The following is a 24,527-nucleotide window of genomic DNA, read 5'->3' as shown; positions in this document are numbered from 1 at the left end:
TATTAAAAAATTGGACTTTCACTTGTATTTGTATCAGGTGTAGGTGCTGGTTCAGGTGAAGGGACAGGCTCAGGTGCGGGATGGGTTTCTTCTAGTGGAGTTTCAGGAGCTGGAGCTGGCTGTTCAGGAGCTGGTGAATTTTCTACCGGTACTTCTGTTGGTACAATTTCGGCTGGTAAATCAGGCTCTTGCACCGGGATTTCAGGAGCTATAGGTTTATTTTGTCTGACAGGTGTAGTTGGTATATTTCTATTTACTTGTTGACTACTTTGAGAATAGATGTTTTCTATAGGTAATTCCTCTTGTTTTAGCACATTGGTGTTATTGGACTCTTGTTCAGATTTAATTTTAATGCTTTCTTTTTCATCGTTTAAGATTACCGGTTTATCGTATATGCCCATGTATTGAGCGATTACATCTCTAGTGGCAGGTGTTGCAAAGGTACTGCTACCGCCTTGAGTTAAAAATGTTACTACTACGATTTGTGGGTCATCATAAGGTGCGTAAGCTACAAACCACGAAAAGTCGGCGTAAGGTTCTTTAAATCTATTTAGCTTATCTATAGTCATTTTTGGATTTAATTCAAGAATAGCCATTTGTATGAAATATTGTTTGCTGTAGGCGTTGTTATATTCAGCCGCTAATTTATTTGATAAATTTATTACGTCTTTCTTATTAACACCATAATCTCTAAGGTGAGACATATAGTATCCGACTTCGTCCTTAGTAGGAATTTTACCCTGAGTTTCTGCTGTACCTGTCTTTGAGGCGATTTTTACTGGGAAATTTGAGAAGATATTTTTTATTGTGCCTTGCTCTGTAACTAGTAGCATACCTTGTTTAACATAGTCAAAGTTTTGAGGATTGTTTAATTCGACTTTTTGTGACTGTTGTTCAACTTTTGTAATTTCACCGGTTTTTTTATTTTCTACCTTATCAATGACACTTACTTTATTTAAATATCCACCATTGGCTACTGCGGCGATATATCTTGCTATTTGAATAGGTGTATATCTATGAGTGCCTTGCCCGATTGACATATTGAAAATGTCACCGGTAGACCACTGAGCATTGTTAAAGTAAGTGTATTTTAATAGGTCGGCTATTTCTTCCAACAGCTCATTTTTTACATTTAGCTTGCTTAATCTTTTAATAATTTCAGCTCTTGACGGATTTTCGTCTGCCCAAGAGGTTATTTCTTCAAGCCTTTTATTATATTCCTGCTCATTATTTTCAATGGTTATGTCTTTATAAGCCTCTAGCATTTTTGATGAAATGTCTTTTTTCATTCTAGCTATTTGTTGTCTATATTTTTCATAAGGGTCAGGAACGCTGCCGGCTGTTTCAAATATTTCTATGCCTGTTTTTTCATTTAAGCCAAATTTTTTCGCCATATCAATAATTTTCATACCATTTTTCATGTCGCCCATAGGTATTGGCTCATCCTTGGCGTAATTATATGCTACAGATATACAAAAGAAGAAGTAGTTGTTGGAGTCTTTTATTGCGGTTATAACATTTTCAGGACCTTGCAGACCTCTGTTTTCACCATACAACCAGTTTTTAAATTGGACTCCGGCTATAGAAATTACACCTTTATCTTGAATGATATAGTTTGGCGACAATCCGTTTTCTAAGGCTGCTAGGGCACTAATCATTTTAAAGGTTGAACCCGGTTGCACTGCGGTCATGGTAGCTACATTTAATAATGGCTTTGCAGAAAGTGGGTCATTTGGATTTTCGGGTTGCAGTGAATTATATTCGTCTATTGTCATATAATCTGTAAAAATATTCGGGTCATAAGCAGGGTAGCTTGCCATTGCTAAAACTTTTCCAGTTTTTGCATCTAAGGCGACAATTGCACCTGATGTGGCATGATTGTATATTCTATTAGCACCTCTCATTTTTACATTGCCCCATGTGCTGTCATATACTCCGCCGGTTTGTAATTTTTCAAGGGTCTTTTTTAATGAGTCTTCGGCAACTTTTTGCAGTTTTGCATCTATTGATAGGTATACGGAATTTCCGGGGTAGCTTTCCTTGCTGTCGATGTTAGAAATTTTTTTGCCGACTGAGTCAACTAAGACCTTTTCATAGCCACTAACACCTTTTAATTGACTTTCGTAGTATAGCTCTATGCCGGACTTTCCTACATAGTCTTGTTTTGAGTATCTTTCGTCTTTTAGTAAATCTTCATCGCTAGAAGAAATTTTACCTATTTGTCCTATGATATGAGCGGCTAGAGTGCCTTGTGGATAATATCTCAATGGCTCAGCCTGAACAGTTACATTTTTTAGTTCGACCTTGCGTTCCATAATGGACGAAACAGTTTTTTGGCTGATGTCTTTTGCTATAACAGCAGGTTCGTATTGAAGATAGGCTTTTGAAACGATGGCATCGTTCATAGATAAAATATATCTAGCATCAACATCTGATAGTTCTTCTTTGATATTTCTTGATTTTCTTAATTTTGCAAAGGCATCCTTTGCGGAGGTATTTTTATCTTTTATACCGTATTTGTATAGCCACGCATTTTTTTCTGCTGTTTTTGTAAATTCAAAACCATCTTTTATGGAAATAGGGGGGTATATACCGCAGTCGTTAAGTGTTTTTTGCAACACTATTGGGTCTGAGTCTTTAGTTAAGCCGTAGGATGGATTAGTATCTATAAAATTTTGAGCAACTTGGTAAAAGGCTGTCTTTGCATTAGCGTCAAGGGCAATACCATTTTCAGTCTTCCATTTTGCAACTTGCTCGTCAAAGCTATAGGTAAAATTGCCGTTTTCAAGCTTTATTGGAAAAGAGTCCTCTATATTTTCATTATTTTTTACTAGGATTTTTGACAAGATTAGAGCAACATCATTGAATTCTTCTTTTGTGATATTGTCATTTTTATTTATACTCACTGTAAAGACGGGTTTGCTTCCAGCTAGAAGTATTCCGTTTTTATCTCTAATCTCTCCCCTTGGAGCTGGAATGACAATATTTTTATATATGCTACTTTTTTCTATATTTTCATAATATTCGCCCTCAACAACGTTGAGATAAAGTATCCTAAGACATAGTAGTATACATATAAATATTATGAACCTCAGTATATACATCAACCTTTTTGATAGCATTTAATCACCTTATTTTTACTGCTTTTATTGTTATTAAAAGTGCTAGGTAAAGCACTATTGAATTAGATAGTATAAATTGGATATTAGATATAATAAATTTATTTGAGATAATCAAATTAAAGTAAGGATATATTGAAAAAATTGTTCTATATATTGCATTAATTATAAGTACAGTAAAGCATACAAAAAATACTGCTGAAAGCTTATCTCTTAGCAATTTGTTTTTGAGATATGTTAGAGCTACAGCAGTCAAGAAAAAACTAATGCTGTAAAATCCTTGATACCTTGCAATTAAAATATCATATATAATTCCAAGCACTAAGCTTATAATTATAAGTGGGGTATCTTGAGATTTTGAATACAAGCAGACCAAGAATATAAATATCATGAGAAAGTCCGGTTGTGAGAGTAAATCAAAAAAATTCAAAACTGTAGCAGTAAGGATTGCTATAAATATGCCAACTATTAGAATTATAATATTTTTCATATTTATACCACTCAATCTAAATTCTTTTTGTTAAAAATGAGCACATCGTTTACTTTTTTTAAATTTACAAATGGCTCTACGACAACATATTTCAAAAGATTTTTTTCATCAGGGACAATTTGCACAATTTTACCTATAGGTATTCCCTCAGGGTAAAGCCCCAATGATGAAGTAACCACTGTATCTCCAACTTTAACTAGAGAATTGATATTGAACATATAGCCTTTAATATAACTCTCTTTTTCTATCTTAATATTTGATGAGTCCTGAGATAGCATACCTGTATCACTAGAGCTATCAAGTATTTGAAAGCTTACGGGAGAGTCTTGGTCAATAATTGAAACTGCCTTGCTATAGTTTTGAGCAACATTGTAGACTCTACCTATAAGACCTTGTCCATTTATAACTATTGAGTCTTTTTTTACTCCATTTGCTGAGCCGGCAGAAATAGTAAAGGATTTTAAGTAAATCCCATCATTTTTGGCTATAACCTTTGCACTTATTGGAGGTTCTGAGGTTTTGTCTTCGACATATCCCAATGAAGCCTTTAGTGCATTTAAATCATCAAGCTGATTTCTATTTAGTTGGGCGGTGATTAATTCTTGTCTAAGGTTTTCATTTTCTTTTTTTAATTTTTCTATTTCACTGGAGTCATTTTCACCGGTAATACCGTTTTTTATGTTGGCGATTGGTTCAGACAATCCGCCTAAAACATTCATCAAAGACAAATTAAACTTTGGGGCTCTATCATTTTTAACAGAATTGATTAATACTGCAACTAGTGAGAGCAAAATTACAAAAAAAACAATTTGCCCTTTATATTTGGAAATGAATTTTAAAATTTTAGAAATCATCTATAATATTCCTTTTTCAGATTGTATCTTCTTTCATGAAACTATACACTTTATCAGAGCAACCATAGATAAGATGGTCTATAAGTGGTATTCCAACTATTTCTCCGGTTTTTTTGAGATTGTTGGTCACGTCAATATCATTCCTGCTTGGAGTAGGGTCTCCTGAGGGGTGATTATGTATTACAATTATACCGCAGGCATCTCTTAGCATAGCCTCTTTGTATATATCCTTTACTGATACCAAAGACATATTTGTTGTGCCTTTGGTTATGTTTTTTGAAAATGTAATTCTGTTTTTTGCATCTAGGCAAACCAGCTTTACTATTTCTACATTTAATGAGCTAAGCTCATATTTAAAATAATCTATTACTTTGCTTGGGCTGGTTATTTGTGGCATCTCCAACAGGTCGGATTTTAAAGCTCTGCTTGCCAATTCCATAGAGGCTACAATTTTGCAAGCCTTGGCAGGACCAACGCCTTTTACTTTTTGTAACATTTTTACATCAAGTTTTGGCAAATTATTAATACTTCCTGCAAAATGAAGTAGCTCGTCTGCTAATTGCAATACGTTTTGCTCTTTTGTACCGGTATCTAATAGTATAGCTAATAATTCGACATTTGTGAGGTAAGAGCTACCGGAAGTTATTAACTTTTCTCTTGGTTTAAAATCAACCTCCATTTGAGGATTTATGACTTCTTTTTTTGTCATATCATACCTCTGCGGATAGTAAATCTATTTTAAATTTTTCTTTTAATTTGTCATAGATTGCCGAAATTGGTAATCCTACAACATTGTCGTAGTCACCCTCTATTTTTTTGACAAGTACAGAGCCAAGACCTTGTATTGCGTATGAACCTGCTTTGTCAATGCCTTCTTTTGACTCGATGTATTTTTTTATGGTATCATCGTCCAAAGCTTTAAACTCTACTTTTGTACTTACACAATCTACATACTTACTATTTGAAGAGATTATAGCGTAGCCTGTAGTCACCTCATGACTTTTGCCTGACAAGGATTTTAGCATTTTAAAGCTGTCATTTTCATTTTTTGGCTTGCCAAATTGGAAATCGCCAATGGATACTACGGTATCTGCTCCAATAACTACTAATTCGTTGTTAGGAGCTATATTTTTTGCTATAGCCTGCTCAAATACATCCTGAGCTTTCATAAATGCACTGACCATGGTATTTATTCTAACTGTAGAGCTCAGTATCAAGCTATCCTCAATCTTGCTGGGCATTACTGTATAATTATTTGACATAATATTCATAATATCTATGCGTCTAGGTGAAGACGAAGCCAAAATTAATTTCATTATCTACTCCTTATCTAAGGTATTTATACATTATATACGCATCTTCCTTGTTGTCCTGATAGTACTGTTTTCTTGTGGTGATTATTTCAAAGCCGAATTTTTCGTACAAATTTATTGCCTTATAATTAGAAACTCTGACCTCTAGGCTCATGGTAAATATATCCTTTTGCTCAGATACCTCATGCAAATGCTCCATCATGAGATTGCCTATGCCTTGTCCTTGATATGACGGCTCTACTGCAATACTCATTATCTGAGTGTCATCCATTATAAACCACACTCCAAGGTAACCAGCCATTGTTTCGCCATCCATTACTACTACATAATAGGCTAGGCCATTTTCTAATTCTTTGTATAATAAATTTGGTGACCATGCGTCAGTAAAGCATTTTTTTTCTATTTCATGAGCCTGAGGGACATCTTCAGACTCCATTTTTCTTATTATAAAATTTTTTGTAGCTTTCATTTTATCTCGTATACATAAAATTAGTAAATGGGTTTTATATTTGATGAAATTTTTGAATTATGAACTTTAAGGACTATACTTCCTTGTTTATCAGTACGAAAATAGCCTATATTATGTTTTTTTATGACATTTAATACGATTTGTGACGGGTGATTGTATTTATTATCGATGCCACATGATATGACAGCGAATTTTGGTGCTATTCTTTTTACAAAGTATTCACTGCTGGATGTAGAGCTACCATGATGGCCAAGCTTTAAAACATCAGCCTTTATGTTAGGAAAAGCTGATAAAATCTCGTCCTCGATTGCTATACCGGCATCTCCCATAAACATCATTGAAACATTTCCATAATCCATTTTTAAAACAATTGATTGGCTGTTGGTGTCGGAGCTTAAATTATTACCGTCTGGATTTAAAACAGTAAATTTTAAATTATCCATTGTAAAGCTGTCTTTTCTTTGTATAGGAGTTAGCTTTATATTTTTTTTGCTTAGGCTGTCTGCCAATTCCTTATATTCAATGCTATTACTTTGAAAAATTGGCATTGAAAAATACCCTATATCAAAGTAATCTACTATTTTATCCATAGCACCGATGTGGTCTGCGTCAGCATGGGTTGCGATAAGATAGTCAATTTTTTTGATATTCAAATTAGATATATATCCGATTAGTCTGTCTGACATCACATCTAAACCGGAGTCGATTAGCATGGTTTTACCATCGTCTGCTATTATTAGTGTGCTGTCGCCTTGACCGACATCAATAAAATGCACCTCTAAATGTGGAGGAGAAAAAATCCTATATATAAAATTATAAGTATATAATAAAAATGATGCTAAAATCAGAATTAAAATTAGTTTGGTTTTGTTATTCATTTAAATAGAAATTCGCTGCTCATATTATATTAAATTTTTCTTTATAAATTCTTTATTTTGCTCACCAAATTTTTTCTCATACACTTCTTCAGCTTGAGATTTTTGTATATATTTTGGCTGGGCAAAAGCTTGCTGTTCTTTTTCTTGCTCCAAATACTGTTTTTCTGCTAAAATACATATATTTGACGCTTTAATAAAGTTATCCTCAGGAGAAACGGTTATCAGATTATTTAGCTTGTAATCTTCTAAATTTTCTAATAAATATCCTGATAAAACAACATTTTTATCTAAACCTTTAATATATTCAATAAGGTTTTCTATCTTAACTACTTTTTCTTCACAAGCTGCAGTCAATGTGCCATCGTTGGGTTCATAAATACAAGTATACACGCTTTCTCTTTGAGCATCTACTGTAGGTATTATAATAGCATCTGAATATCTATGGTTCATAGCCAAGACTTTTAATGATGAAACTCCCACAACCTTTATGCCAAGACCAAGTGCCATAGCATTTGCCGTGGCGACACCAATCCTTATCCCTGTAAAAGAGCCCGGACCGATACATACTGCTACTAAATCCAAGTCTTTTTTATCAAAGCCTGTAAGCTTAAATAAATATTCCATCGCCGGCATAAGAGTAGTAGAATGGACTAAGCCGGAATTTAAATCCAGCTCACCTAAAATCTCATCATTGGATTTAATAGCTATAGACAAGGTGTTTGAGGATGTATCTATAGATAAAATATTCAATTTTATTTCTCCATCTAAATAAATTTATAAATCTGTATAATATGCAAGTTCTTTAAGCTTGCTGTAAAAAGTTTCAGAATTTTTTTGACTGGAAGTGATTTGAAGTATTCTTAAATCATTTTGTTTTTCAAACTGAATTACAATTTTTTCTTTAGGAAGTATTTCAGGGAATTTGTCTGCCCATTCAATTATTGTGATTGCTTTTTTATCTGATATATATTCGTCAAAACCAACATTATATAACTCATTTTCGGACTCTAATCTATAAAAATCAAAATGATATATTTTTTTGCCGTCAAAATTGTATTCATTTACAATATTAAAAGTAGGACTAGCTACATCATCTTGATTAGCAATTGCTTTTATAAAATTTCTAGTCAGCACAGTCTTGCCTGAACCCATCTCACCAACAAGAGCTATACATGATGGGATTTGGACTAAATTTGCTAATTGTTGTCCAAAATCAGAAGTTTCAAGTTCATTTTTCAGTACAATTTTCATTGAACTCTCCGTGATATATTATTAAATTTTATTGGGATTTATAATATTATAGCACAGTTTATTTAATATTTGAATTTTTTTTGACTATACTTTCGCTAAAAAATATTATAAGTGGGTATATTTAAAATTAGTTTAAATCGCTTTGCTATAAAATAATATAAATTAATTTTGAATTAATAGGAGACGTATGAAATTATTTATCACCAGCAGTATACCGGATAACATTTATAAAAAATTAGAAAATGAGTTTGAAATTACTTACCATGATAGCAATGAGCCATTGACTAAGCAAGAAATAATAGATAAAATTTCTGAAGTAGATGTGTTGTTTTGCCCGCTTTCAGACAAAATTGATGAAGAAATAATAAATTCAGCTAAAAATTTAAAATTAGTAGTAAATTATGGAGCAGGCTTTGACAACATCGACCTAAAATCAGCAAATAAAAATAATATATCCGTATGCAATACACCTGCAAAAAGCTCTGCTTATTCCACATCTGAGCTGGCATTTTTATTAATACTTAGTTGTGCAAGAGACGTTGTGGGCGGAAAATCAGAGCTTAAATCAGGAAATTTTAAAGGCTGGAGACCTACATATCACCTTGGCACTCAGCTACATGGAAAAACGCTTGGCATTATCGGATTTGGAAATATTGGTCAAAGTCTTGCTAAAAAGGCTGTAGCTTTTGGTATGAATGTACTATATAATGCAAATCATCAAAAGAAAGAGCTGGAAAATGAAACAATAAAATTTGCAACTAAAGACGAAATTTATAAAAATTCAGACTTTATATCTTTAAATTTATCATATAATGACAAGTTATTTCATATGATTGACGCTGAGCAGTTTGATATGATGAAAAATACAGCTTATTTAATCAACTCTGCAAGGGGAAAAGTAGTATCTGAGCAAGCTTTAATAAATGCTATTAAAGATAAAAAAATTGCAGGTGCGGCACTGGACGTTTATGAGTTTGAGCCTAAGGTGTCAAAGGAGCTTTTAAGCTTTGACAATTGTATATGCACGCCTCACATAGGTAATGCCACCGTGGAGGCAAGAGAAGAAATGGGCAAGATAGCTGTAGACAATATATTGGCATTTAAAAATGGCAAGGAAATGAAAAATAAAATTAATTAAATTTAAAAGGCAGGTTTTAAAATGGATTATAATAAATTGATAGACGATATCGTAATTTGGCTAAAGGAGCAGGTTAAAAAATCCGGCTCAAAAGGATTGCTTGTAGGAGTTTCAGGAGGGATAGACTCAGCGGTAGTGGCTTGCTTAATCCATAAGGCGGCAGAGGATAATAGCTTAGGAGTAATTATTCCTATAAAATCCAGTAAAAATAGCGTAGAAGATGCAAAAAAATTAATTGAAAAAGAAAAAATTAAATCCATAACCTTGGATTTAACAGACGCACATGAAATTATTTTGGATAAGACAATAAATGCTTTAAAAGAAGAAAAAATTTTGAAAGAAGAATATAAGACAATAACTGATGCAAATCTTAGAGCTAGAATGAGAATGTCCGCACTTTATGCAGTTGCAAATAATTTAGGTTATATGGTTGTAGGTACTGACAATGTGGAAGAAACCTACACCGGCTATTTTACAAAATATGGTGATGGAGGAGTAGATATATTACCACTAAAGCAAATCCACAAAAGTGAAATATACGAAATGGCAAAAATATTGAATGTGCCTGAAAGTATAATAAACAAAGCTCCATCTGCGGATTTATGGGAAAATCAGACAGACGAAAATGAAATGGGAGTAAGCTATCCTACAATAGAAAAATATCTTTCAGGAAATGATGTAGACGAAAAATCTAAGCAAATCATTGAAAGACTTCATAAAAATTCAGAGCATAAAAGAAATCAGATACCATTTTTTGAAAGAAATTAGAAAAATATTTAAATAAGGAATGATATGTACTTTACTGAAGATAAAATAAAAGTAATAAGCGACTTTAACTCAAATGCACAAAACGGACTTACAAAAGAGCAAGTCCAAGCTAATTTTGAGAAGTATGGGGCAAACAAATTAAAAGAAAAAAAGAAAAAAACCATCCTTGAGCTATTTTTGGCACAGCTAAATGACCCACTTATCTATATACTTTTGATAGCTGCAATTGTGTCGGGAGTGTTGAAAGAAGTAAGTGATACAATAATAATTATGGCAGTAGTTGTATTAAATGCTGTAATTGGAGTAACACAAGAGGCAAAAGCTGAAAAATCCATGGAGGCACTAAAAAGTTTGTCTACACCAAAGGCATATGTAATAAGAGATGGGCAAACTATAGAACTAGAGTCGGAAAAAATTGTTCCAGGGGATATAGTTGTCCTTGATGCAGGGCGATATATACCGGCAGATATGAGACTAATTGAAACTGCAAATATGCAGGTCGAAGAGTCAGCATTGACTGGAGAGTCTGTACCTGTAAATAAAAATGCTGAGCTGGTTATTAAAGACGAAAAAGTGCCACTTGGTGATAAAACAAATATGGCATTTTCATCTACTTTAGTTACAAGTGGTAGAGGTAAAGGTATAGTTGTAGCAACAGGAATGGATACAGAAATTGGTAAGATAGCTGATATGCTATCCCAAGAAGATGGTAAAACTCCACTACAAATTAAATTGGCAGAGGTTGGAAAGCTACTTGGAATAATTGCACTTGCTATTTGTGCGGTTATGTTTGGACTGGCAGTTATTCAAAAAAGAGATATTTTTGAAATGTTTCTAACAGCAGTTTCACTTGCTGTTGCAGCTATTCCTGAAGGGTTACCGGCAATAGTTTCTATAGTGCTTGCTATTGGAGTACAAAAGATGGTAAAGAAAAATGCTATTGTTAGAAAATTACCATCTGTAGAAACACTTGGAGCAGTAAATATAATTTGTTCAGACAAGACAGGCACACTTACACAAAATAAAATGACCGTCATGAAATATTATTATGACGATAAAATTATAGAAACAGAAAATGTAGATATAAAGAATGATTACCAAAAGATGTTAGTAGAAGGGTTAATGCTTTGTAGTGATGCTACATCTGATGGCACAACTTCTACAGGTGACCCGACAGAGATAGCATTGATTGATGCGGGAAGAAAACTTTCTATAACAGGAGAAGATGTAAGTGTAAGTCACCCAAGGCTAAATGAGGCACCCTTTGACTCAGATAGAAAGCTAATGAGTACAGTCAATGAATATGGCGGCAATTATAAAGTGTTTACTAAAGGTGCTACAGATGTACTGTTAGACAAAACTATTTCGGTTGTCAAAAATGGCGAAGTTGTACCTATGACACAGGAGCAAAAGCTAGAAATTTTAAAAGTAGTCGGAGATTTTTCTGACCAAGCTCTTAGAGTTTTAGGGCTGGCTTACAAAGTTGTGGGTTCATACGAAAAGCTTGAACAAGAGGACATGGAAAAGGATTTAGTCTTTTTAGGCTTAGTTGCCATGATTGACCCGCCAAGACTGGAGGTCAAAAATTCAATAAATGTGTGCAAAAAAGCAGGCATATCAACAGTTATGATTACAGGCGACCATCAAAAAACAGCATTTGCCATAGCAAAAGAGCTTGGTATTGCCAGTGAATATGACCAATCAATGTCAGGTGTAGAAATAGATAATTACACAGATGAAGAATTTAAAGAAATAGTTAAAAATAAGAGAGTATTTTCAAGAGTATCACCTCAGCACAAAGTAAAAATTGTAAATGCCTTTAGAGCCTCTGACAATATTGTTTCAATGACCGGCGATGGAGTAAATGATGCTCCATCACTTAAAGCAGCCGATATCGGAGTATCTATGGGTATAACCGGTACAGATGTAGCAAAAGGTGCGTCAGACATAATTTTGACTGACGATAATTTTCAGACAATAGTTACAGCAGTAGAAGAGGGTAGAAATATATATGCAAATATCAAAAAATCTGTAACATTTCTGCTATCTTGTAATATTGGAGAAATTGTAGCAATATTTGTTTCAGTATTATTGGGTTGGCCTACACCTCTACAGTCAGTTCATTTGTTATGGATAAACCTTATTACAGACACATTCCCTGCAATATCTCTTGGTATGGACACCGGTGACAAAGATATAATGAAAGAAAAGCCAAGACATTCAAAGCAAAGCCTATTTAAGGGAAGAATACTATTTTTAGTAGTAAATGGTGTATTAATCGGAGTAATAACTTTATTAGCATTTTTAATAGGTGCTGTAATGTATAGTAATATAAATGATTTAGGCACATTGTTAACTCACATGACTTCGTTAAATCTACTAGAAAATGCTGAAGCCGAAAGACACGCAAGAACTATGGCTTTTGTGACGCTTGCAGTTTCTCAGTTATTCCATTCATTTAACCTAAGACATGAGAAAAAAAGTATTTTTGCGATTGGCTTAACCTCAAATATGTATTTAGTCTATTCGCTAATAGGAGGTATTTTAATACAGCTAATAGTAATTTATGTTCCGTTACTAGCTGCCGCATTTAAGGTTTCTCCTTTAAGCTTGCTTGACTGGGCAATAGTTGTAGGACTATCACTTAGTGTAATAGTATTAAATGAAATAGTAAAAATATTTAAAAGAAGTGCAGCTAAATAAATTTCTTTAAAATATATTACAAAAAGCGTTAGATTGCTGTATATGCAACCTAACGCTTTAATATTTTGCGATTATTAAGGTTTATTTAATGTAGCTTGGAGATGTAAAATAATCTAATGATTTGTATTTTGTGATTGGAATATTATAAATTCTATTTGCAAGCAGGTCTTTTTCATAAAATAGTGTAGAATATTCGTCATAAGGCTTATAATTGGCAAATTTATTAATGATTTCTACATTATTTTTTTGTTTTATTTTTTTTATTATATATCTTCCTCTATCGTTAAATGCTAAAATTTTTATATATGGGATTTTATAGCCTGATGCTTTAATAGTGTCTATTTGTGATTTTTGAATGTCTAAGAGGATATTAAACATTATCCTCCTAATCCTAGCTAAGGTGTATCTCTTTGACTTTATGCTAAAAATTAAATCTTCATATGTTTTAGCAGTATCAACAAATTTTAAAATCCTGTTTTCAAGTCCCTCTGATATTTCAAATATATCTTTCAAATTTTCTTTATTAGAAATAATTTGAAATTTTATCATTTCAAAAAAATGTTCATCAAAAATATATTTTTTTTCTTTAAAATCTATAAGGCTGTTTTCCGGTAAAAATTTGAAAATATTTTCCGGGCTTTTATCAGTTAACATACCTTCGTGGATAGAGTTTCTAATTGCAGTTGAACTGGCAAATTCTTTATTAATACTAACTTCATTATGTGAGCTGACGTGCCTTTTCATGGTTAGAGGCACAATATTTGAATTAAAATATTTCAAAGCCTTTATATATTCTATTGCAAGTATATCGTTTGACATATCAGGCAAATTACCATTATTTTCAGAAAAAATTTTTATGAAAGACTTACCACTTTTATTGTTATTTTTAATAAGTGTATTTAGTGGCAAGTTTTTTTCATCCAAAATTGTATCAGAATAAATACTTGAGTAGGAGTTTTCAATTTTCTTTGATTGAGACTCAAGCAGTGCAATATCTCCGGTTTCACTGCCAAAATGTATAGCGTCAACAATACCAAGAGAATTTAATGTATTTATTGCACCTTTTGCAAAGATTTCCGCAACCTGAGTAGAAAAAAATGTGGGTAGCTGTATACATAAATCAGCACCGTTTTTTACTGCCATAGTTGCCCTTGCATATTTGTCAACGATTGCAGCTGCGCCCCTTTGCACAAATTCTCCGCTAATGAGAGAGATTATATAGGGGTTATAATATTCTTTTTTTATAGTTTCTATTTGGTGCTTGTGTCCAGTGTGAAATGGATTGTATTCACTGACTATGCCTATTACTTTATATTTATTTGTCATAATTAATTGTATTATTTATAAATTAAAACTATATCAACATCCCATTAAAGCTAGAAATTAATTGCTTTAAAACTCCGTTATATGGCTCAAATAGAGTTTTAAGTGAGGCAGGGTCTCTTATGACCTCCTCAGTAAAAGTTTTTTGATTTAGCTCAAAATGTGTCAATTTATCTAGGCTTATACCCATTTTGAGTAAAAAGCGACTGTTCTTATTATAAGTTTGTTTTATCTTGTCAAGATTATTTTGATTTCTAGCTAAGTCAATTTTTTTAATTCTGTCAACATTGGTATTAAATTTTTCAAATAAATTTAATATCGAATTTATCGTTTCTATTTCCTCTTTTGAAAATTTGTGATTTTCTTTATGAGAATTAAATTCCTTATCTTCTAAATTTTTATTTTTTCCCTTATAATCCTTTGTTTCGTCTAATTTTTCCTGATATTCTCTAAAAGAAAGCTCTGCATTTTCTGATGCGTATTGACCCTCAACAGGTGATATCGGTGACGTGGCTTGGATTGATTGCACCGGCTGTACTGAGCCTGCATTAAACGAATAATAAGGTCTATTAACAGCACCTCTTGAAATTGGATTTACCTTCATAGTTACCTCCAAAATAAATTTGTGTTTACATATATATCGGAATAAATGCTTTAGCAATTTAGTTTATGAAAATCAATCGCTATTATGTAAATTTTGGTATATAATAAATAGGTAACAATAAATTTACAGGAATATTTAAAAATAGATATGAGGTATATATGCAATTAGAAGAAAGCATTATAAATATACCAAAAATTGGTACAAAAAAACAGTCCGCTCTAAATAATTTGGGGCTTTTTACAATATATGACCTGTTGACATTTTATCCAAGGAGATATGAGGATAGGAGTGTATTTAAAAAGGTACGAGACATCAACGAAGGCGATAAAATCAGTGTAAAAGCTCAGATAGTAAGACGTGAAACCATATTTTTAAGGGGAAACAAAAAAACTATCTTAAAAATATATGTAAAAGACGAAACAGGGCACGCCCTAATAAAAATATTTAACAATAGATTTATACTAACAGAGCTTATAGAGGGCAGAACAATATATTTTTATGGTAAAGCCGCATTTCAGTCGGGAATGTTGGAGTTTAATGCACCTGAAATAGAATTTGATGAGGCTAAACATAAAATAGGACATATATTTCCAATCTACAATTTGACAAGAGGAATTACAAATACTGACATAATAAATTCGCTTGGCTACGCATTAAACGATGTAGATTTAAATGCTTTAGAATATCTTAGCGAAGAAAAACTGAATAGATATAAATTAATCTCTATGCAACAAGCCATAAAAAATATTCATTTTCCGGAAAACTTGGACTTGTTAAAAAGAAGTAGATATCGCTGTATATTCAGTGAATTTTTTGAAATAGAGGCTTTTTTATCAATATCAAAGCTTGAAATTGCGACAGAGCAAGGAATAAAATTTAAAAATTATAAAGAAAAAATTTCTGAATTTATAAATAACTTTCCATTCAAGCTTACACAAGCTCAAGAAAAAGTTGTAAATGAGTTACTTTCAGATATGAACAGTCAAAAACCGATGAACAGACTAATACAAGGTGACGTAGGCTCAGGTAAAACAATAGTATCCTTTATTTGCGTACTCAACAGCTTTTTAAACGGATATCAGTCAGTTTTAATGGTACCGACAGAAGTGCTGGCTATGCAGCATTACAATAACGCACTGGAGGTATTCAAAAACACCGATGTAAAAGTTGGACTATTAACAGGCTCAACCAAGAAAAAAAATCAACTTTTAAGTGACATAGCTGACAGCAAGCTAGATTTAATCATAGGCACACACGCTTTGATACAAGATAAAGTGGATTTTTCAAATTTGGGTTTAATAATCACCGATGAACAGCATAGATTTGGAGTAAATCAAAAAAGAGTGCTGGAGCAAAAATTAAGTATTGTGCCTGATAAAATCGTAATGAGTGCAACCCCAATACCTAGGACACTTTCGCTTGTGCTATATAAAGATTTAGACATCTCTGTAATAGATGAGCTACCAAAGGACAGACTACCTGTAATTACAAAGGCAGTGAAAAAGGACAAAGAGTCTAAAATATTTGATTTTATAGAAGAAAAATTAAAAAATAATTTGCAGACCTATATCGTATGTCCCTTTGTAGAGGAAAATGAGCAAATGGATATTGCCTCAGTAGAAGAAGTGTTTGACAGAGTAAGAGCAAGGTTTGAGCCGAAGTTTTCCGTAGGAATTTTGCATGGAAAAATGAAAGGCACACAAAAAGAAAAAGTATTGCTGGAATTTGAGCAAAACAAGATAAATATTTTAGTATCCACAACAGTAATAGAAGTCGGCATAAACGTGCCAAATGCCACCACAATGCTAATATATGACTCCCAAAGATTTGGACTATCTCAGCTACATCAGTTAAGAGGTAGAGTAGGTAGAGGAGCAGACCAGTCGTACTGTATACTGCTATACGACCAACTCAGTCAGATTAGTAAAGAAAGGTTAAACGTAATAATATCAAGTAACGATGGCTTTGAAATAGCAAAAAAAGACCTCAAACTCAGAGGAGCAGGCGACATCTTCGGAGTAAAACAGCATGGATTGCCTGAGTTTAAAATAGCAGATTTAATCAAAAATTATGACATCCTAAAATTTGCCCAAGATTGTATCGAAGAAATTACCTCTAAAAACGATATAGAGACATTGAAAAAAATTTCACAAAAAATAAATTTGAAAATTAATGCAAATTGATACTAATATACCTTTAAAATCGTAGTATAATAAATTTATATCTCACTTATCCATTTTCTTAATGTTATACTTTTTACCATTTCATTCGTTAGCTTATTTATTGTTTTACATAATCTGTTAATTACATCTTTTAATGTTTTAAATACTTCATTCTTGAACCCCATCTGACGGATTTATTTCAATATCTGTTTGCTGCGTACACATATCTGCAATCTCTTATGTGATGGCATGGCACTTTTGGTCGGATTATCTCGTTACACCAACAATACTTTGGTTTGTTTATTCGTCCGAATCCTGCTTTGTCTTGAAACATTAGTCTTACTCTTTTATTAGGGTAATAGTTTTCTAGCTTCATTCCTGAAATCCTTTTTCTTTGAATTTTCTTAACAAGGTAGCTACATAGTTAGGTGTGTACTGTATAATTTCTGCGATTTCAACATTCTTATATCCTTGAAATCTCAGAGTTATTACTCGTAATTTTTTATCTAGCGTCTTATTATTGTTAGCTTTTCTTATTTCTTCATCTTGTTTATATTCTTGTTCACTTATTTCGTATATTTTTCTCATAATTCATTATTATGCTATAAATTTAAAGGTATGTAAGTATGAGAATAAAAAATGCTGTAGGAAGAATTATCTTCTTACAGCATTTTTTATGAGTTCTATTAGATATTTTAATAATATACCACATATAACTGATAGTGTTACTAGGGGATTGTATTTTTTTATATAATGTTTTTTATAAAACAGCCACATTGTGTGGTAAAAGTTATATATCGTTTTATATTTTCTTTTTTGTCGGCTTTTGTTTTTATAGTGCGTTATAGTTTCTTTTGGATAATATATAATTTCATATCCAGCTTGTTTTGCTCTATAGCAGTAATCTATATCTTCTGCATACATAAAGTAATCTTCGTCAAGTAAACCAACGTTTTCAATTATTTCTTTAGCTATCAGCATAAACGCACCTGATACTGCATCTACATAGCCGATTTCATTTTCATCAAGTGTCAAATAATCGTAAGCACCATATTTTTGTGGATTTTTTTTATCTAATTTTGTGAAATAATAAAATGAGGCTTCAGGAGTTGGGAAACCTCTTTTGCAGGCATGGTCTAATTTTCCATCTTCTAAGAGAACTTTGCAAGTCAATATAGCTGGTTTATGTAGGCTTTCTAAATAGTTAACCGAACCATATATGGCAGTATTAGACACTTTTGTATCAGAGTTCAGTAATAGTATATAATCTGAATTTGACTTTTTAATTGCAATATTATTTGCCTTTGCAAAGCCTAGATTTTCGGTATTTTTGATTATTTCAATTTTATTATTTGAGATTTTATCAAAAAAATCTTGCTCTAGTTTTTCTATGCTACCATCATTTGATGCGTTATCAATGAGGAATATTTCATATTCAAAGTCAATATATGAATTCAATACAGATTTAATTGCACTAAATGTATAATCGTAGGTTTTATAGTTTACTATTATTATTGATAATTTCATGGTTACCATGCTTTTATTAATTTATTAACATATCTAAACATATAAATGAATAAATTTTTTATTAGTAAATATTCGATTTTTATATAATTATGCAAATTCTTTAATCTGAATTTGGTCTTTTTTATTTTGTATAGACTTGATAATCCTTCTTTTATGCCTGATGTATATTCTTTAGCATATCCTTTTTTAACATAGAAAATGTATTTGACAAAAAATCCAATGAACAAAAAGGGAAGGTTAATTATTAATTGTAGAAGGGGCATATTTTTATATGGAAGGTAGACGTTATTCCTAGAGGAAATTTTGACTTTAAATGAATTATATTTACCACCAGTTGTGCAACTGCCTATGTGATAGACTCTTGCATTTGGTGTATAAATGTTTCTATAGCCATGAATTAATGCTCTGTAAGATACGTCTATGTCTTCTAGATATGCAAAGAAGTTTTCATCAAAATACCCAATTTCATCAAATATTTTTCTTCTATATATGACACTACCACCACAAGAAGAAAAAATATTTGCTCTTTTATTCACTTTGTCATCTGTTATTTTTTGGCCATCGCATCTTTTATATGCCCAGCCAAATAGGCTGTAGCTGTCACCAGCAGTGTCAACTAGAGTTCTATCGTAATTACAAATCATCAGACATGATACAGAGAAAATTTTGCTATCTTGCTCAATTGCATTTACAAAATGTTTAAGATAGTCTTTTAAAACAATTGTATCGTTATTTAGTAAGACTACGTAATCTGTTTTAGCTAGTTTTATTCCTTGATTAACAGCTTTTGCAAATCCATAGTTTTGCTGATTTTTTATAAAAGTTGCATTTTTATAATTATTTACAAAACTATAATCCCCATCTGTAGATGCGTTGTCAATTATGATTAGGTCAAATGGAAGTCCTGCATTTTCATATAAAGAGTCTATGCAATCTTTTAAAAAATGGATGCCATTATAATTTGGTATTACTAATGTAACTTTATTCATTAAGTTTTTACTTCCTAATATTAACAATCAAATTCTATTTTTGCTTCTGCAAGGGTTTTTCTATTTTTATCTTTGTCAGAAAGAATAATTTCGTTTATGCCGTCTAAATGCCAATCTATATTTATATCTTTGTCGTCCCATGCTATGCCGCCTTCGTGCTGTGGGTCATACAGGTCTGTGCATTTATATGTGAAGGTGGCAATGTCTGACAATACTACAAATCCATGGGCAAAGCCTTTTGGAATATATAACTGCTTTTTATTTTTTGCACTCAATATTTCGCCATACCATTTGCCATAGGTAGGAGAGTTTTTACGCAAATCTACTCCTACGTCAAAAACTTCGCCATTTATTACTCTGACTAATTTTCCTTGGGTATGCTCTGTTTGATAGTGAAGTCCTCGTAGTACACCTTTTTTGGAAGAGGATTCGTTGTCTTGGACAAATTCGTCAGTTATACCGGCGGCTACAAAATCTTCTTTGTGGTAAGTTTCCATAAAGTAGCCACGATTGTCTCCAAATACTTTTGGCTCTATGACGAACATTCCTTTTATAAAGGTTGGTGTGAACTTAAAATTTGACATTTTTACCTCTTATTTTATTTCAGCTTTTTTATACATATTATCATAATATTTCATATAATCGCCTGAGACTATATTTTTCATCCATTCTTGGTTATCTATAAACCACTGGACTGTTTCTTTTATTCCTTGCTCAAATGTGTAAGATGGACTCCATCCAAGCTTATTTGTGATTTTGCTGTTGTCTATTGCATATCTTCTGTCATGCCCAGGTCTGTCTTTTACATAGGTGATTAAATCCTCAGATTTTCCAAGGGCATTTATTATCAATTTTACGATTTCTATATTAGCTTTTTCATTGTTTCCACCGATATTGTAAACTTCCCCGATTTTGCCTTTTTGTAACACTGTAAATATGGCGGTGCAGTGGTCTTTTACGTGTAACCAGTCTCTGATTTGCATACCATCTCCGTAAACCGGAAGAGATTTATTTTCTATGCAGTTGTTTATCATTAGTGGGATTAATTTTTCAGGAAATTGGTATGGACCATAGTTATTTGAGCATCTAGTGATATTTGTAGGCAGTCCAAATGTGTTGTGATAAGCTCTTACAAATAGGTCGGCACTCGCTTTTGAGGCAGAGTATGGAGAGTTTGGCTGTATGTTAGTATCTTCTGTGAACATTCCTGCTTTGCCAAGTGCTCCGTATACTTCATCAGTGGAGACTTGTAGATATTTTACTCCTTGTTTATATTCTGTGCTGTACTTATTTTCTTTGTCTATTTTCCAGTATTTTTTTGCATTTTCTAATAAATTTACTGTACCATATACGTTTGTCTGTAAAAATATTTCCGGATTTTCGATACTTCTGTCCACATGAGACTCTGCCGCAAAGTTGACTACTGTGTCGATGTCATATTTTTCAAAAATTGATTGTACTAAGTCTTTGTCGCAGATATCGCCTTTTATAAAGGTGTATTTGTCAGGGTTAGATATATCTTTTAAGTTTTCTAAGTTGCCTGCATATGTCAATAAGTCTAGATTTATAACGTTATATTCGTTTTTTTCTAACACATATTTTATAAAATTTGAGCCAATAAAGCCTGCTCCACCAGTGACTAAAATATTTTTCATAATGCTCCTAATTTTAAAGAAATTCTATAATATATTTACATAATCATATGAGCGATAATTTAAAAAGATATATTGCTTTAATTATAACGGTCAATTCTAGGGATGTCAACAAACCCAAGTTGATTATATACAAATTATGGAAATTATTTGATAAATTAACTAATAAATATTACAAACGTTTGTAAAAATAATGTATAATATAAATAAAAAGGATAATTTATGTTAATATAAAATATTTAAAACTTTTTAACAAATAATATAAACTCAATTTCTATACTTTAAAAAATATAATTATTAGAAGTACACTAGTATGATTATAAAATGCCCCAAAACATAAAATAAATGTTTTGGGGCATTTTAACAATAAATAAATTATATTAACTATGAAAAATAAAAAATCTATATATTTTTATTCCTTATCATCATACTGCACTAATGTATTAATATCGTACTGTTTTAATCTTTCGTTGGTATTAAGTGCGGTTAGTTCTATTATAAACTGGCATGATACTACTTGTGAGCCTAAATCTTCTATCATGTCTATGATTGCATTTACTGTACCGCCGGTTGCGATTAGGTCGTCTACTATGGCTACTCTGCTGCCTTTTGGTATGGCGTCATCGTGGATTTGGATGGTGTCCTCACCGTATTCAAGCTTATAGGTTTTTGATAAGGTAGTGCCGGGAAGTTTGCCTTTTTTTCTGATTGGTACAAAACCTACTCCTAATGCGTATGCTACTGGAGCACCTATTATAAAGCCTCTAGCCTCAGGTCCTATGATGTAGTCTATATTTTTATTTTTTAGATTTTCAGCTAATTTATCTATTGCGTATTTATAGGCTTTTTTATCTTTTATAAGTGTAGTAATGTCCTTAAAGCTGATGCCTTCCTTTGGAAAATTTGGTATCTCTCTTATATACTCTTTAAGATTCATTTGAGCTCCTTTGCATTTTAAAAAATTTATTATAAGCTTGGTAGGTGTTATTTTTTGCCAAATCTACTTTGTTATTTACTTTTAAAAGTTTTGCTACTGCTATATTATAGCCTTGTGGGTAGGATATGTCAACCAGTTTGCAGGTATTTAAAATTTGGTTGATTGCATAAAATTCGTCGGTTAAAATATTATATTTTTTTAGTATATCGTATAATTTTACTATTTCGTTAGTTTTGTACGCTTGATACATGACTAGCATTTTATCTCTAATATCTGAATAGCCTTGATAAATGTCGAAATCTTTGATTGGAACTTGATAAATATTTTTAGAACCTTCAAGCTTTAATATATTTTTTAGAAAAACTATGTTATCAAAGCTTTCGATTTCTTTTTCCATAGGAATAAAAAATGCCTCAATATCTTCTAATCCTGATAGTTTGATTATTTCTTGGATATATTCTAACTCTTTTAAGTAATAGCAATAAATAGCAGTTTTTCCTTTTAATTTTTTCAGCTTATTCAGGCTGATTTTTTTAATTAAATCGTTATTTTTATCAGAAATCGTATCATCAACAATTTGATTGACATGCTCTATATCTATAATTTTATCATGTATGTTTTTTAATTCGTCATTGTCATGTATTTCTTTTTCATTAGAATAATTCATATCCTCTATCATCAATTGTAAATTTGTATAGCCATTATATGTGTTTTTGTTTAGGCTAAATGCTATGTCCATTTTTTTGCTGAAATCCACATCTTTTAGCTCTTGAGCTGCGTTAAATCTAATTGCTCTGATATTTGTATCTTCAATTTTTGCTGAGAAATGAGTTTTGTCGCTACCCATGTAGCCGGGATAACTTAATTTTACATCAGTCAATGCAAAAGTAAAATTTTCGTTGCCTACTCCAAAGGGTTCAAATTTTGAAATACTATCAAAATTATCTAAAGTAAGATTTTTTACAGAAGTTATTAGGTCGATTTTTTTAGTAGGGCAGTATTCATTTTTTGAATAAAAATTATCTACATATTCAATCAATTTTTCTTTTAATAAATCCAGTTTATCCAGTGAAACCGACAAACCTCCAGCCATTTCGTGTCCGCCTGATTTTAGTGTAATAGGCTTAACATAATCAAGCATATCGACTATACTAAATCCCTCAATACTTCTAAGTGAGCCGGTGGCAATTTTATCAGTTTCAGCCATTACGATAGCAACCTTGTTGTATTTTTCTACTAATCTTGATGCAGCAATGCCTAATATTCCTATGTGATAGTCTTTTGAGGAAGAAATGACTATATTAGATTTCAAATTTTCTTTATCCAGTTTTTTTACGCTGTCATTGTATATTTCATCACCCATTGACTGCCTTTTTGCGTTTAACTGATTTAATTCGCTGGCATATTTTTTTACATATTCTTCATCTTCTGCCATAAGCAAATTAAGTGCCAAATCTGCATGGGCAATCCTGCCTGCGGAATTTAATCTTGGACCGATTACAAACCCTAATGTCCTTGAGTCTACATTTTCATTTTTTACTCCGGCGACTTTTAATAGGGCATCTACGCCTTTGTTTACACCTTTTTTAATCAATTTAAGACCAAGCTGGACGATTATCCTATTTTCTCCATTAAGCTCCACTATATCGGCAACAGTGGCAATACTGGCAATCTCTAAAATCTCTTCGGGAACAGCTGTAGTATTAGAATTTAATAGTGAAACTCCTAACTTATAAGCAAGTCCAGCTCCGCAAAAATTTTTGAATTTAGATGGGCAACCGTCTTGATGGGGGTTTACTATGCAGTAGGCTTTTGGCAATACATCGGGACAATGGTGATGGTCTGTAAGTATCACGTCAATACCTAAGCTATTTGCCAAATCTATTTCTGCTACAGAGGTTATACCGCAGTCAACAGTTATAATCAGCTTTACATCGTTAGAGGCTAACTTATTTATTGCATCATTGTTTAGTCCATATCCCTCTGTAAGCCTTGAGGGTATGTGATGAGTTACATTTTCGTATCCAAGAGCTTTAAAAGTTTTTAAAAGTATAGCAGTAGAGCAAGTGCCATCAGCATCATAGTCGCCATAGATACAAATTTTTTGATTATTTTTAATTGCCTTATTTATCCTTGATACAGCCTTATCTATACCAAGTATTGTGCCTTCGGTACCTAGGGCATCTATACTTGGGAAAAAGTATTTATTTTCATCAAAAGCATAAACATTTCTTTGGTCAAAAATTTCTTGTAAGTGTAATTTATCTAAATTTATCGCCTTAATATCCCATAAATTATTAAACATTTTGCCTCCTTTGTGGTAGAATACAATTTTACAACATAAAGCGAA

Annotated in this window: 23 protein-coding genes; 4 read left to right on the top strand and 19 right to left on the bottom strand. The window is 32.1% G+C overall.

All coding sequences use genetic code 11. The features are described from left to right. Positions 1 to 2: 2 nt before the first annotated feature. The 9 genes from BBG48_RS05300 to tsaE are packed head-to-tail and all read right to left on the bottom strand — an operon-like array spanning position 3 to position 8,374. Positions 3 to 3,122: a penicillin-binding transpeptidase domain-containing protein gene (locus BBG48_RS05300; protein ID WP_068913411.1), complete on the bottom strand. Its 3,120-nt coding sequence runs from the start codon at positions 3,120 to 3,122 to the stop codon at positions 3 to 5. A 4-nt stretch (positions 3,123 to 3,126) separates the two neighbouring features. Continuing rightward, positions 3,127 to 3,609 (bottom strand): rod shape-determining protein MreD, encoded by a 483-nt coding sequence (gene mreD / locus BBG48_RS05295; protein WP_144015821.1) that lies wholly within the window; start codon positions 3,607 to 3,609, stop codon positions 3,127 to 3,129. 11 nt (positions 3,610 to 3,620) lie between these two features. After that, complete coding sequence (gene mreC, locus BBG48_RS05290; RefSeq protein ID WP_068913415.1) at positions 3,621 to 4,463, bottom strand: rod shape-determining protein MreC; 843 nt, start codon at positions 4,461 to 4,463, stop codon at positions 3,621 to 3,623. A gap of 16 nt (positions 4,464 to 4,479) precedes the next feature. Further along, a complete protein-coding gene (radC, locus tag BBG48_RS05285) occupies positions 4,480 to 5,172 on the bottom strand; it encodes a RadC family protein (protein WP_068913418.1) in 693 nt (230 codons plus the stop codon). A gap of 1 nt (position 5,173) precedes the next feature. Continuing rightward, complete coding sequence (locus BBG48_RS05280; RefSeq protein ID WP_068913420.1) at positions 5,174 to 5,779, bottom strand: Maf family protein; 606 nt, start codon at positions 5,777 to 5,779, stop codon at positions 5,174 to 5,176. Between the two features lie 10 nt (positions 5,780 to 5,789). Next, a complete protein-coding gene (gene rimI, locus BBG48_RS05275; protein WP_068913422.1) occupies positions 5,790 to 6,245 on the bottom strand; it encodes a ribosomal protein S18-alanine N-acetyltransferase in 456 nt (151 codons plus the stop codon). Between the two features lie 20 nt (positions 6,246 to 6,265). Next, positions 6,266 to 7,123: a ComEC/Rec2 family competence protein gene (locus BBG48_RS05270; protein WP_068913423.1), complete on the bottom strand. Its 858-nt coding sequence runs from the start codon at positions 7,121 to 7,123 to the stop codon at positions 6,266 to 6,268. Positions 7,124 to 7,147: 24 nt separating this feature from the next. Next, the gene (gene tsaB / locus BBG48_RS05265; protein WP_068913425.1) at positions 7,148 to 7,873 is read right to left on the bottom strand and encodes a tRNA (adenosine(37)-N6)-threonylcarbamoyltransferase complex dimerization subunit type 1 TsaB; all 726 of its coding nucleotides are present in this window, start codon (positions 7,871 to 7,873) and stop codon (positions 7,148 to 7,150) included. Positions 7,874 to 7,897: 24 nt separating this feature from the next. Next, positions 7,898 to 8,374: a tRNA (adenosine(37)-N6)-threonylcarbamoyltransferase complex ATPase subunit type 1 TsaE gene (gene tsaE, locus BBG48_RS05260; protein WP_068913427.1), complete on the bottom strand. Its 477-nt coding sequence runs from the start codon at positions 8,372 to 8,374 to the stop codon at positions 7,898 to 7,900. 187 nt (positions 8,375 to 8,561) lie between these two features. On the opposite strand from tsaE, the gene BBG48_RS05255 reads away from it, so the two are divergent. The 3 genes from BBG48_RS05255 to BBG48_RS05245 are packed head-to-tail and all read left to right on the top strand — an operon-like array spanning position 8,562 to position 12,983. Beyond that, positions 8,562 to 9,512: an NAD(P)-dependent oxidoreductase gene (locus BBG48_RS05255; RefSeq protein WP_068913428.1), complete on the top strand. Its 951-nt coding sequence runs from the start codon at positions 8,562 to 8,564 to the stop codon at positions 9,510 to 9,512. A 21-nt stretch (positions 9,513 to 9,533) separates the two neighbouring features. Then, positions 9,534 to 10,280 (top strand): NAD(+) synthase, encoded by a 747-nt coding sequence (gene nadE, locus BBG48_RS05250; RefSeq protein WP_068913430.1) that lies wholly within the window; start codon positions 9,534 to 9,536, stop codon positions 10,278 to 10,280. A gap of 24 nt (positions 10,281 to 10,304) precedes the next feature. Beyond that, positions 10,305 to 12,983 carry a cation-translocating P-type ATPase gene (locus BBG48_RS05245; RefSeq protein ID WP_068913432.1) on the top strand — a complete coding sequence of 893 codons (2,679 nt, stop codon included), beginning with the start codon at positions 10,305 to 10,307 and terminating at the stop codon, positions 12,981 to 12,983. An 81-nt stretch (positions 12,984 to 13,064) separates the two neighbouring features. On the opposite strand, the gene BBG48_RS05240 is transcribed toward BBG48_RS05245, so the two are convergent. Together BBG48_RS05240 and BBG48_RS05235 are read right to left on the bottom strand one after the other, a co-directional pair. After that, positions 13,065 to 14,309, bottom strand: coding sequence for a tRNA(Met) cytidine acetate ligase (locus tag BBG48_RS05240; RefSeq protein WP_068913434.1), 1,245 nt, complete (start codon positions 14,307 to 14,309; stop codon positions 13,065 to 13,067). Positions 14,310 to 14,337: 28 nt separating this feature from the next. Beyond that, complete coding sequence (locus BBG48_RS05235; RefSeq protein WP_068913435.1) at positions 14,338 to 14,910, bottom strand: hypothetical protein; 573 nt, start codon at positions 14,908 to 14,910, stop codon at positions 14,338 to 14,340. 158 nt (positions 14,911 to 15,068) lie between these two features. Here BBG48_RS05235 and recG point away from each other — a divergent pair, with 158 nt between their 5' ends. Further along, positions 15,069 to 17,093 (top strand): ATP-dependent DNA helicase RecG, encoded by a 2,025-nt coding sequence (gene recG / locus BBG48_RS05230; RefSeq protein ID WP_068913437.1) that lies wholly within the window; start codon positions 15,069 to 15,071, stop codon positions 17,091 to 17,093. Between the two features lie 178 nt (positions 17,094 to 17,271). On the opposite strand, the gene BBG48_RS10985 is transcribed toward recG, so the two are convergent. The 8 genes from BBG48_RS10985 to recJ all read right to left on the bottom strand — a co-directional run bounded on the left by BBG48_RS10985 (position 17,272) and on the right by recJ (position 24,482). Then, positions 17,272 to 17,448: a hypothetical protein gene (locus BBG48_RS10985; protein WP_158527905.1), complete on the bottom strand. Its 177-nt coding sequence runs from the start codon at positions 17,446 to 17,448 to the stop codon at positions 17,272 to 17,274. After that, entirely contained in the window at positions 17,445 to 17,660 is a 216-nt protein-coding gene (locus BBG48_RS05225; RefSeq protein WP_116170940.1) for a helix-turn-helix domain-containing protein, read from the bottom strand. The genes BBG48_RS10985 and BBG48_RS05225 overlap by 4 nt, the downstream gene beginning before the upstream one ends. 66 nt (positions 17,661 to 17,726) lie before the next feature. After that, positions 17,727 to 18,599: a glycosyltransferase family 2 protein gene (locus BBG48_RS05220; protein ID WP_068913441.1), complete on the bottom strand. Its 873-nt coding sequence runs from the start codon at positions 18,597 to 18,599 to the stop codon at positions 17,727 to 17,729. 2 nt (positions 18,600 to 18,601) lie between these two features. Next, positions 18,602 to 19,588: a glycosyltransferase family 2 protein gene (locus BBG48_RS05215; protein WP_068913443.1), complete on the bottom strand. Its 987-nt coding sequence runs from the start codon at positions 19,586 to 19,588 to the stop codon at positions 18,602 to 18,604. A 20-nt stretch (positions 19,589 to 19,608) separates the two neighbouring features. Further along, positions 19,609 to 20,172: a dTDP-4-dehydrorhamnose 3,5-epimerase gene (gene rfbC / locus BBG48_RS05210; protein ID WP_068913445.1), complete on the bottom strand. Its 564-nt coding sequence runs from the start codon at positions 20,170 to 20,172 to the stop codon at positions 19,609 to 19,611. A gap of 9 nt (positions 20,173 to 20,181) precedes the next feature. Then, positions 20,182 to 21,243, bottom strand: a complete 1,062-nt coding sequence (gene rfbB / locus BBG48_RS05205) for a dTDP-glucose 4,6-dehydratase (RefSeq protein ID WP_068913447.1) — start codon at positions 21,241 to 21,243, stop codon at positions 20,182 to 20,184. Positions 21,244 to 21,652: 409 nt separating this feature from the next. Beyond that, positions 21,653 to 22,177, bottom strand: coding sequence for an adenine phosphoribosyltransferase (locus BBG48_RS05200; RefSeq protein WP_068913448.1), 525 nt, complete (start codon positions 22,175 to 22,177; stop codon positions 21,653 to 21,655). Further along, positions 22,167 to 24,482 carry a single-stranded-DNA-specific exonuclease RecJ gene (recJ, locus tag BBG48_RS05195; RefSeq protein WP_068913450.1) on the bottom strand — a complete coding sequence of 772 codons (2,316 nt, stop codon included), beginning with the start codon at positions 24,480 to 24,482 and terminating at the stop codon, positions 22,167 to 22,169. The genes BBG48_RS05200 and recJ overlap by 11 nt, the downstream gene beginning before the upstream one ends. Positions 24,483 to 24,527 lie beyond the last annotated feature (45 nt).

The organism is Criibacterium bergeronii, from assembly GCF_001693775.2.
Lineage (GTDB): Bacteria > Bacillota > Clostridia > Peptostreptococcales > Filifactoraceae > Peptoanaerobacter > Peptoanaerobacter bergeronii.
The sequence above is the reverse complement of the archived record's forward strand: the minus strand, read 5'-3'. Positions and strand labels throughout refer to the sequence as shown.

What these genes read in the sequence shown, in the direction of transcription:
- BBG48_RS05300 (WP_068913411.1), bottom strand. Translation starts at nt 3,122, where the DNA reads ATGCTATCAAAAAGGTTGATGTATATACTGAGGTTCATAATATTTATA.
- mreD (WP_144015821.1), bottom strand. Translation starts at nt 3,609, where the DNA reads ATGAAAAATATTATAATTCTAATAGTTGGCATATTTATAGCAATCCTT.
- mreC (WP_068913415.1), bottom strand. Translation starts at nt 4,463, where the DNA reads ATGATTTCTAAAATTTTAAAATTCATTTCCAAATATAAAGGGCAAATT.
- radC (WP_068913418.1), bottom strand. Translation starts at nt 5,172, where the DNA reads ATGACAAAAAAAGAAGTCATAAATCCTCAAATGGAGGTTGATTTTAAA.
- BBG48_RS05280 (WP_068913420.1), bottom strand. Translation starts at nt 5,779, where the DNA reads ATGAAATTAATTTTGGCTTCGTCTTCACCTAGACGCATAGATATTATG.
- rimI (WP_068913422.1), bottom strand. Translation starts at nt 6,245, where the DNA reads ATGAAAGCTACAAAAAATTTTATAATAAGAAAAATGGAGTCTGAAGAT.
- BBG48_RS05270 (WP_068913423.1), bottom strand. Translation starts at nt 7,123, where the DNA reads ATGAATAACAAAACCAAACTAATTTTAATTCTGATTTTAGCATCATTT.
- tsaE (WP_068913427.1), bottom strand. Translation starts at nt 8,374, where the DNA reads ATGAAAATTGTACTGAAAAATGAACTTGAAACTTCTGATTTTGGACAA.
- BBG48_RS05255 (WP_068913428.1), top strand. Translation starts at nt 8,562, where the DNA reads ATGAAATTATTTATCACCAGCAGTATACCGGATAACATTTATAAAAAA.
- nadE (WP_068913430.1), top strand. Translation starts at nt 9,534, where the DNA reads ATGGATTATAATAAATTGATAGACGATATCGTAATTTGGCTAAAGGAG.
- BBG48_RS05245 (WP_068913432.1), top strand. Translation starts at nt 10,305, where the DNA reads ATGTACTTTACTGAAGATAAAATAAAAGTAATAAGCGACTTTAACTCA.
- BBG48_RS05240 (WP_068913434.1), bottom strand. Translation starts at nt 14,309, where the DNA reads ATGACAAATAAATATAAAGTAATAGGCATAGTCAGTGAATACAATCCA.
- BBG48_RS05235 (WP_068913435.1), bottom strand. Translation starts at nt 14,910, where the DNA reads ATGAAGGTAAATCCAATTTCAAGAGGTGCTGTTAATAGACCTTATTAT.
- recG (WP_068913437.1), top strand. Translation starts at nt 15,069, where the DNA reads ATGCAATTAGAAGAAAGCATTATAAATATACCAAAAATTGGTACAAAA.
- BBG48_RS10985 (WP_158527905.1), bottom strand. Translation starts at nt 17,448, where the DNA reads ATGAAGCTAGAAAACTATTACCCTAATAAAAGAGTAAGACTAATGTTT.
- BBG48_RS05225 (WP_116170940.1), bottom strand. Translation starts at nt 17,660, where the DNA reads ATGAGAAAAATATACGAAATAAGTGAACAAGAATATAAACAAGATGAA.
- BBG48_RS05220 (WP_068913441.1), bottom strand. Translation starts at nt 18,599, where the DNA reads ATGAAATTATCAATAATAATAGTAAACTATAAAACCTACGATTATACA.
- BBG48_RS05215 (WP_068913443.1), bottom strand. Translation starts at nt 19,588, where the DNA reads ATGAATAAAGTTACATTAGTAATACCAAATTATAATGGCATCCATTTT.
- rfbC (WP_068913445.1), bottom strand. Translation starts at nt 20,172, where the DNA reads ATGTCAAATTTTAAGTTCACACCAACCTTTATAAAAGGAATGTTCGTC.
- rfbB (WP_068913447.1), bottom strand. Translation starts at nt 21,243, where the DNA reads ATGAAAAATATTTTAGTCACTGGTGGAGCAGGCTTTATTGGCTCAAAT.
- BBG48_RS05200 (WP_068913448.1), bottom strand. Translation starts at nt 22,177, where the DNA reads ATGAATCTTAAAGAGTATATAAGAGAGATACCAAATTTTCCAAAGGAA.
- recJ (WP_068913450.1), bottom strand. Translation starts at nt 24,482, where the DNA reads ATGTTTAATAATTTATGGGATATTAAGGCGATAAATTTAGATAAATTA.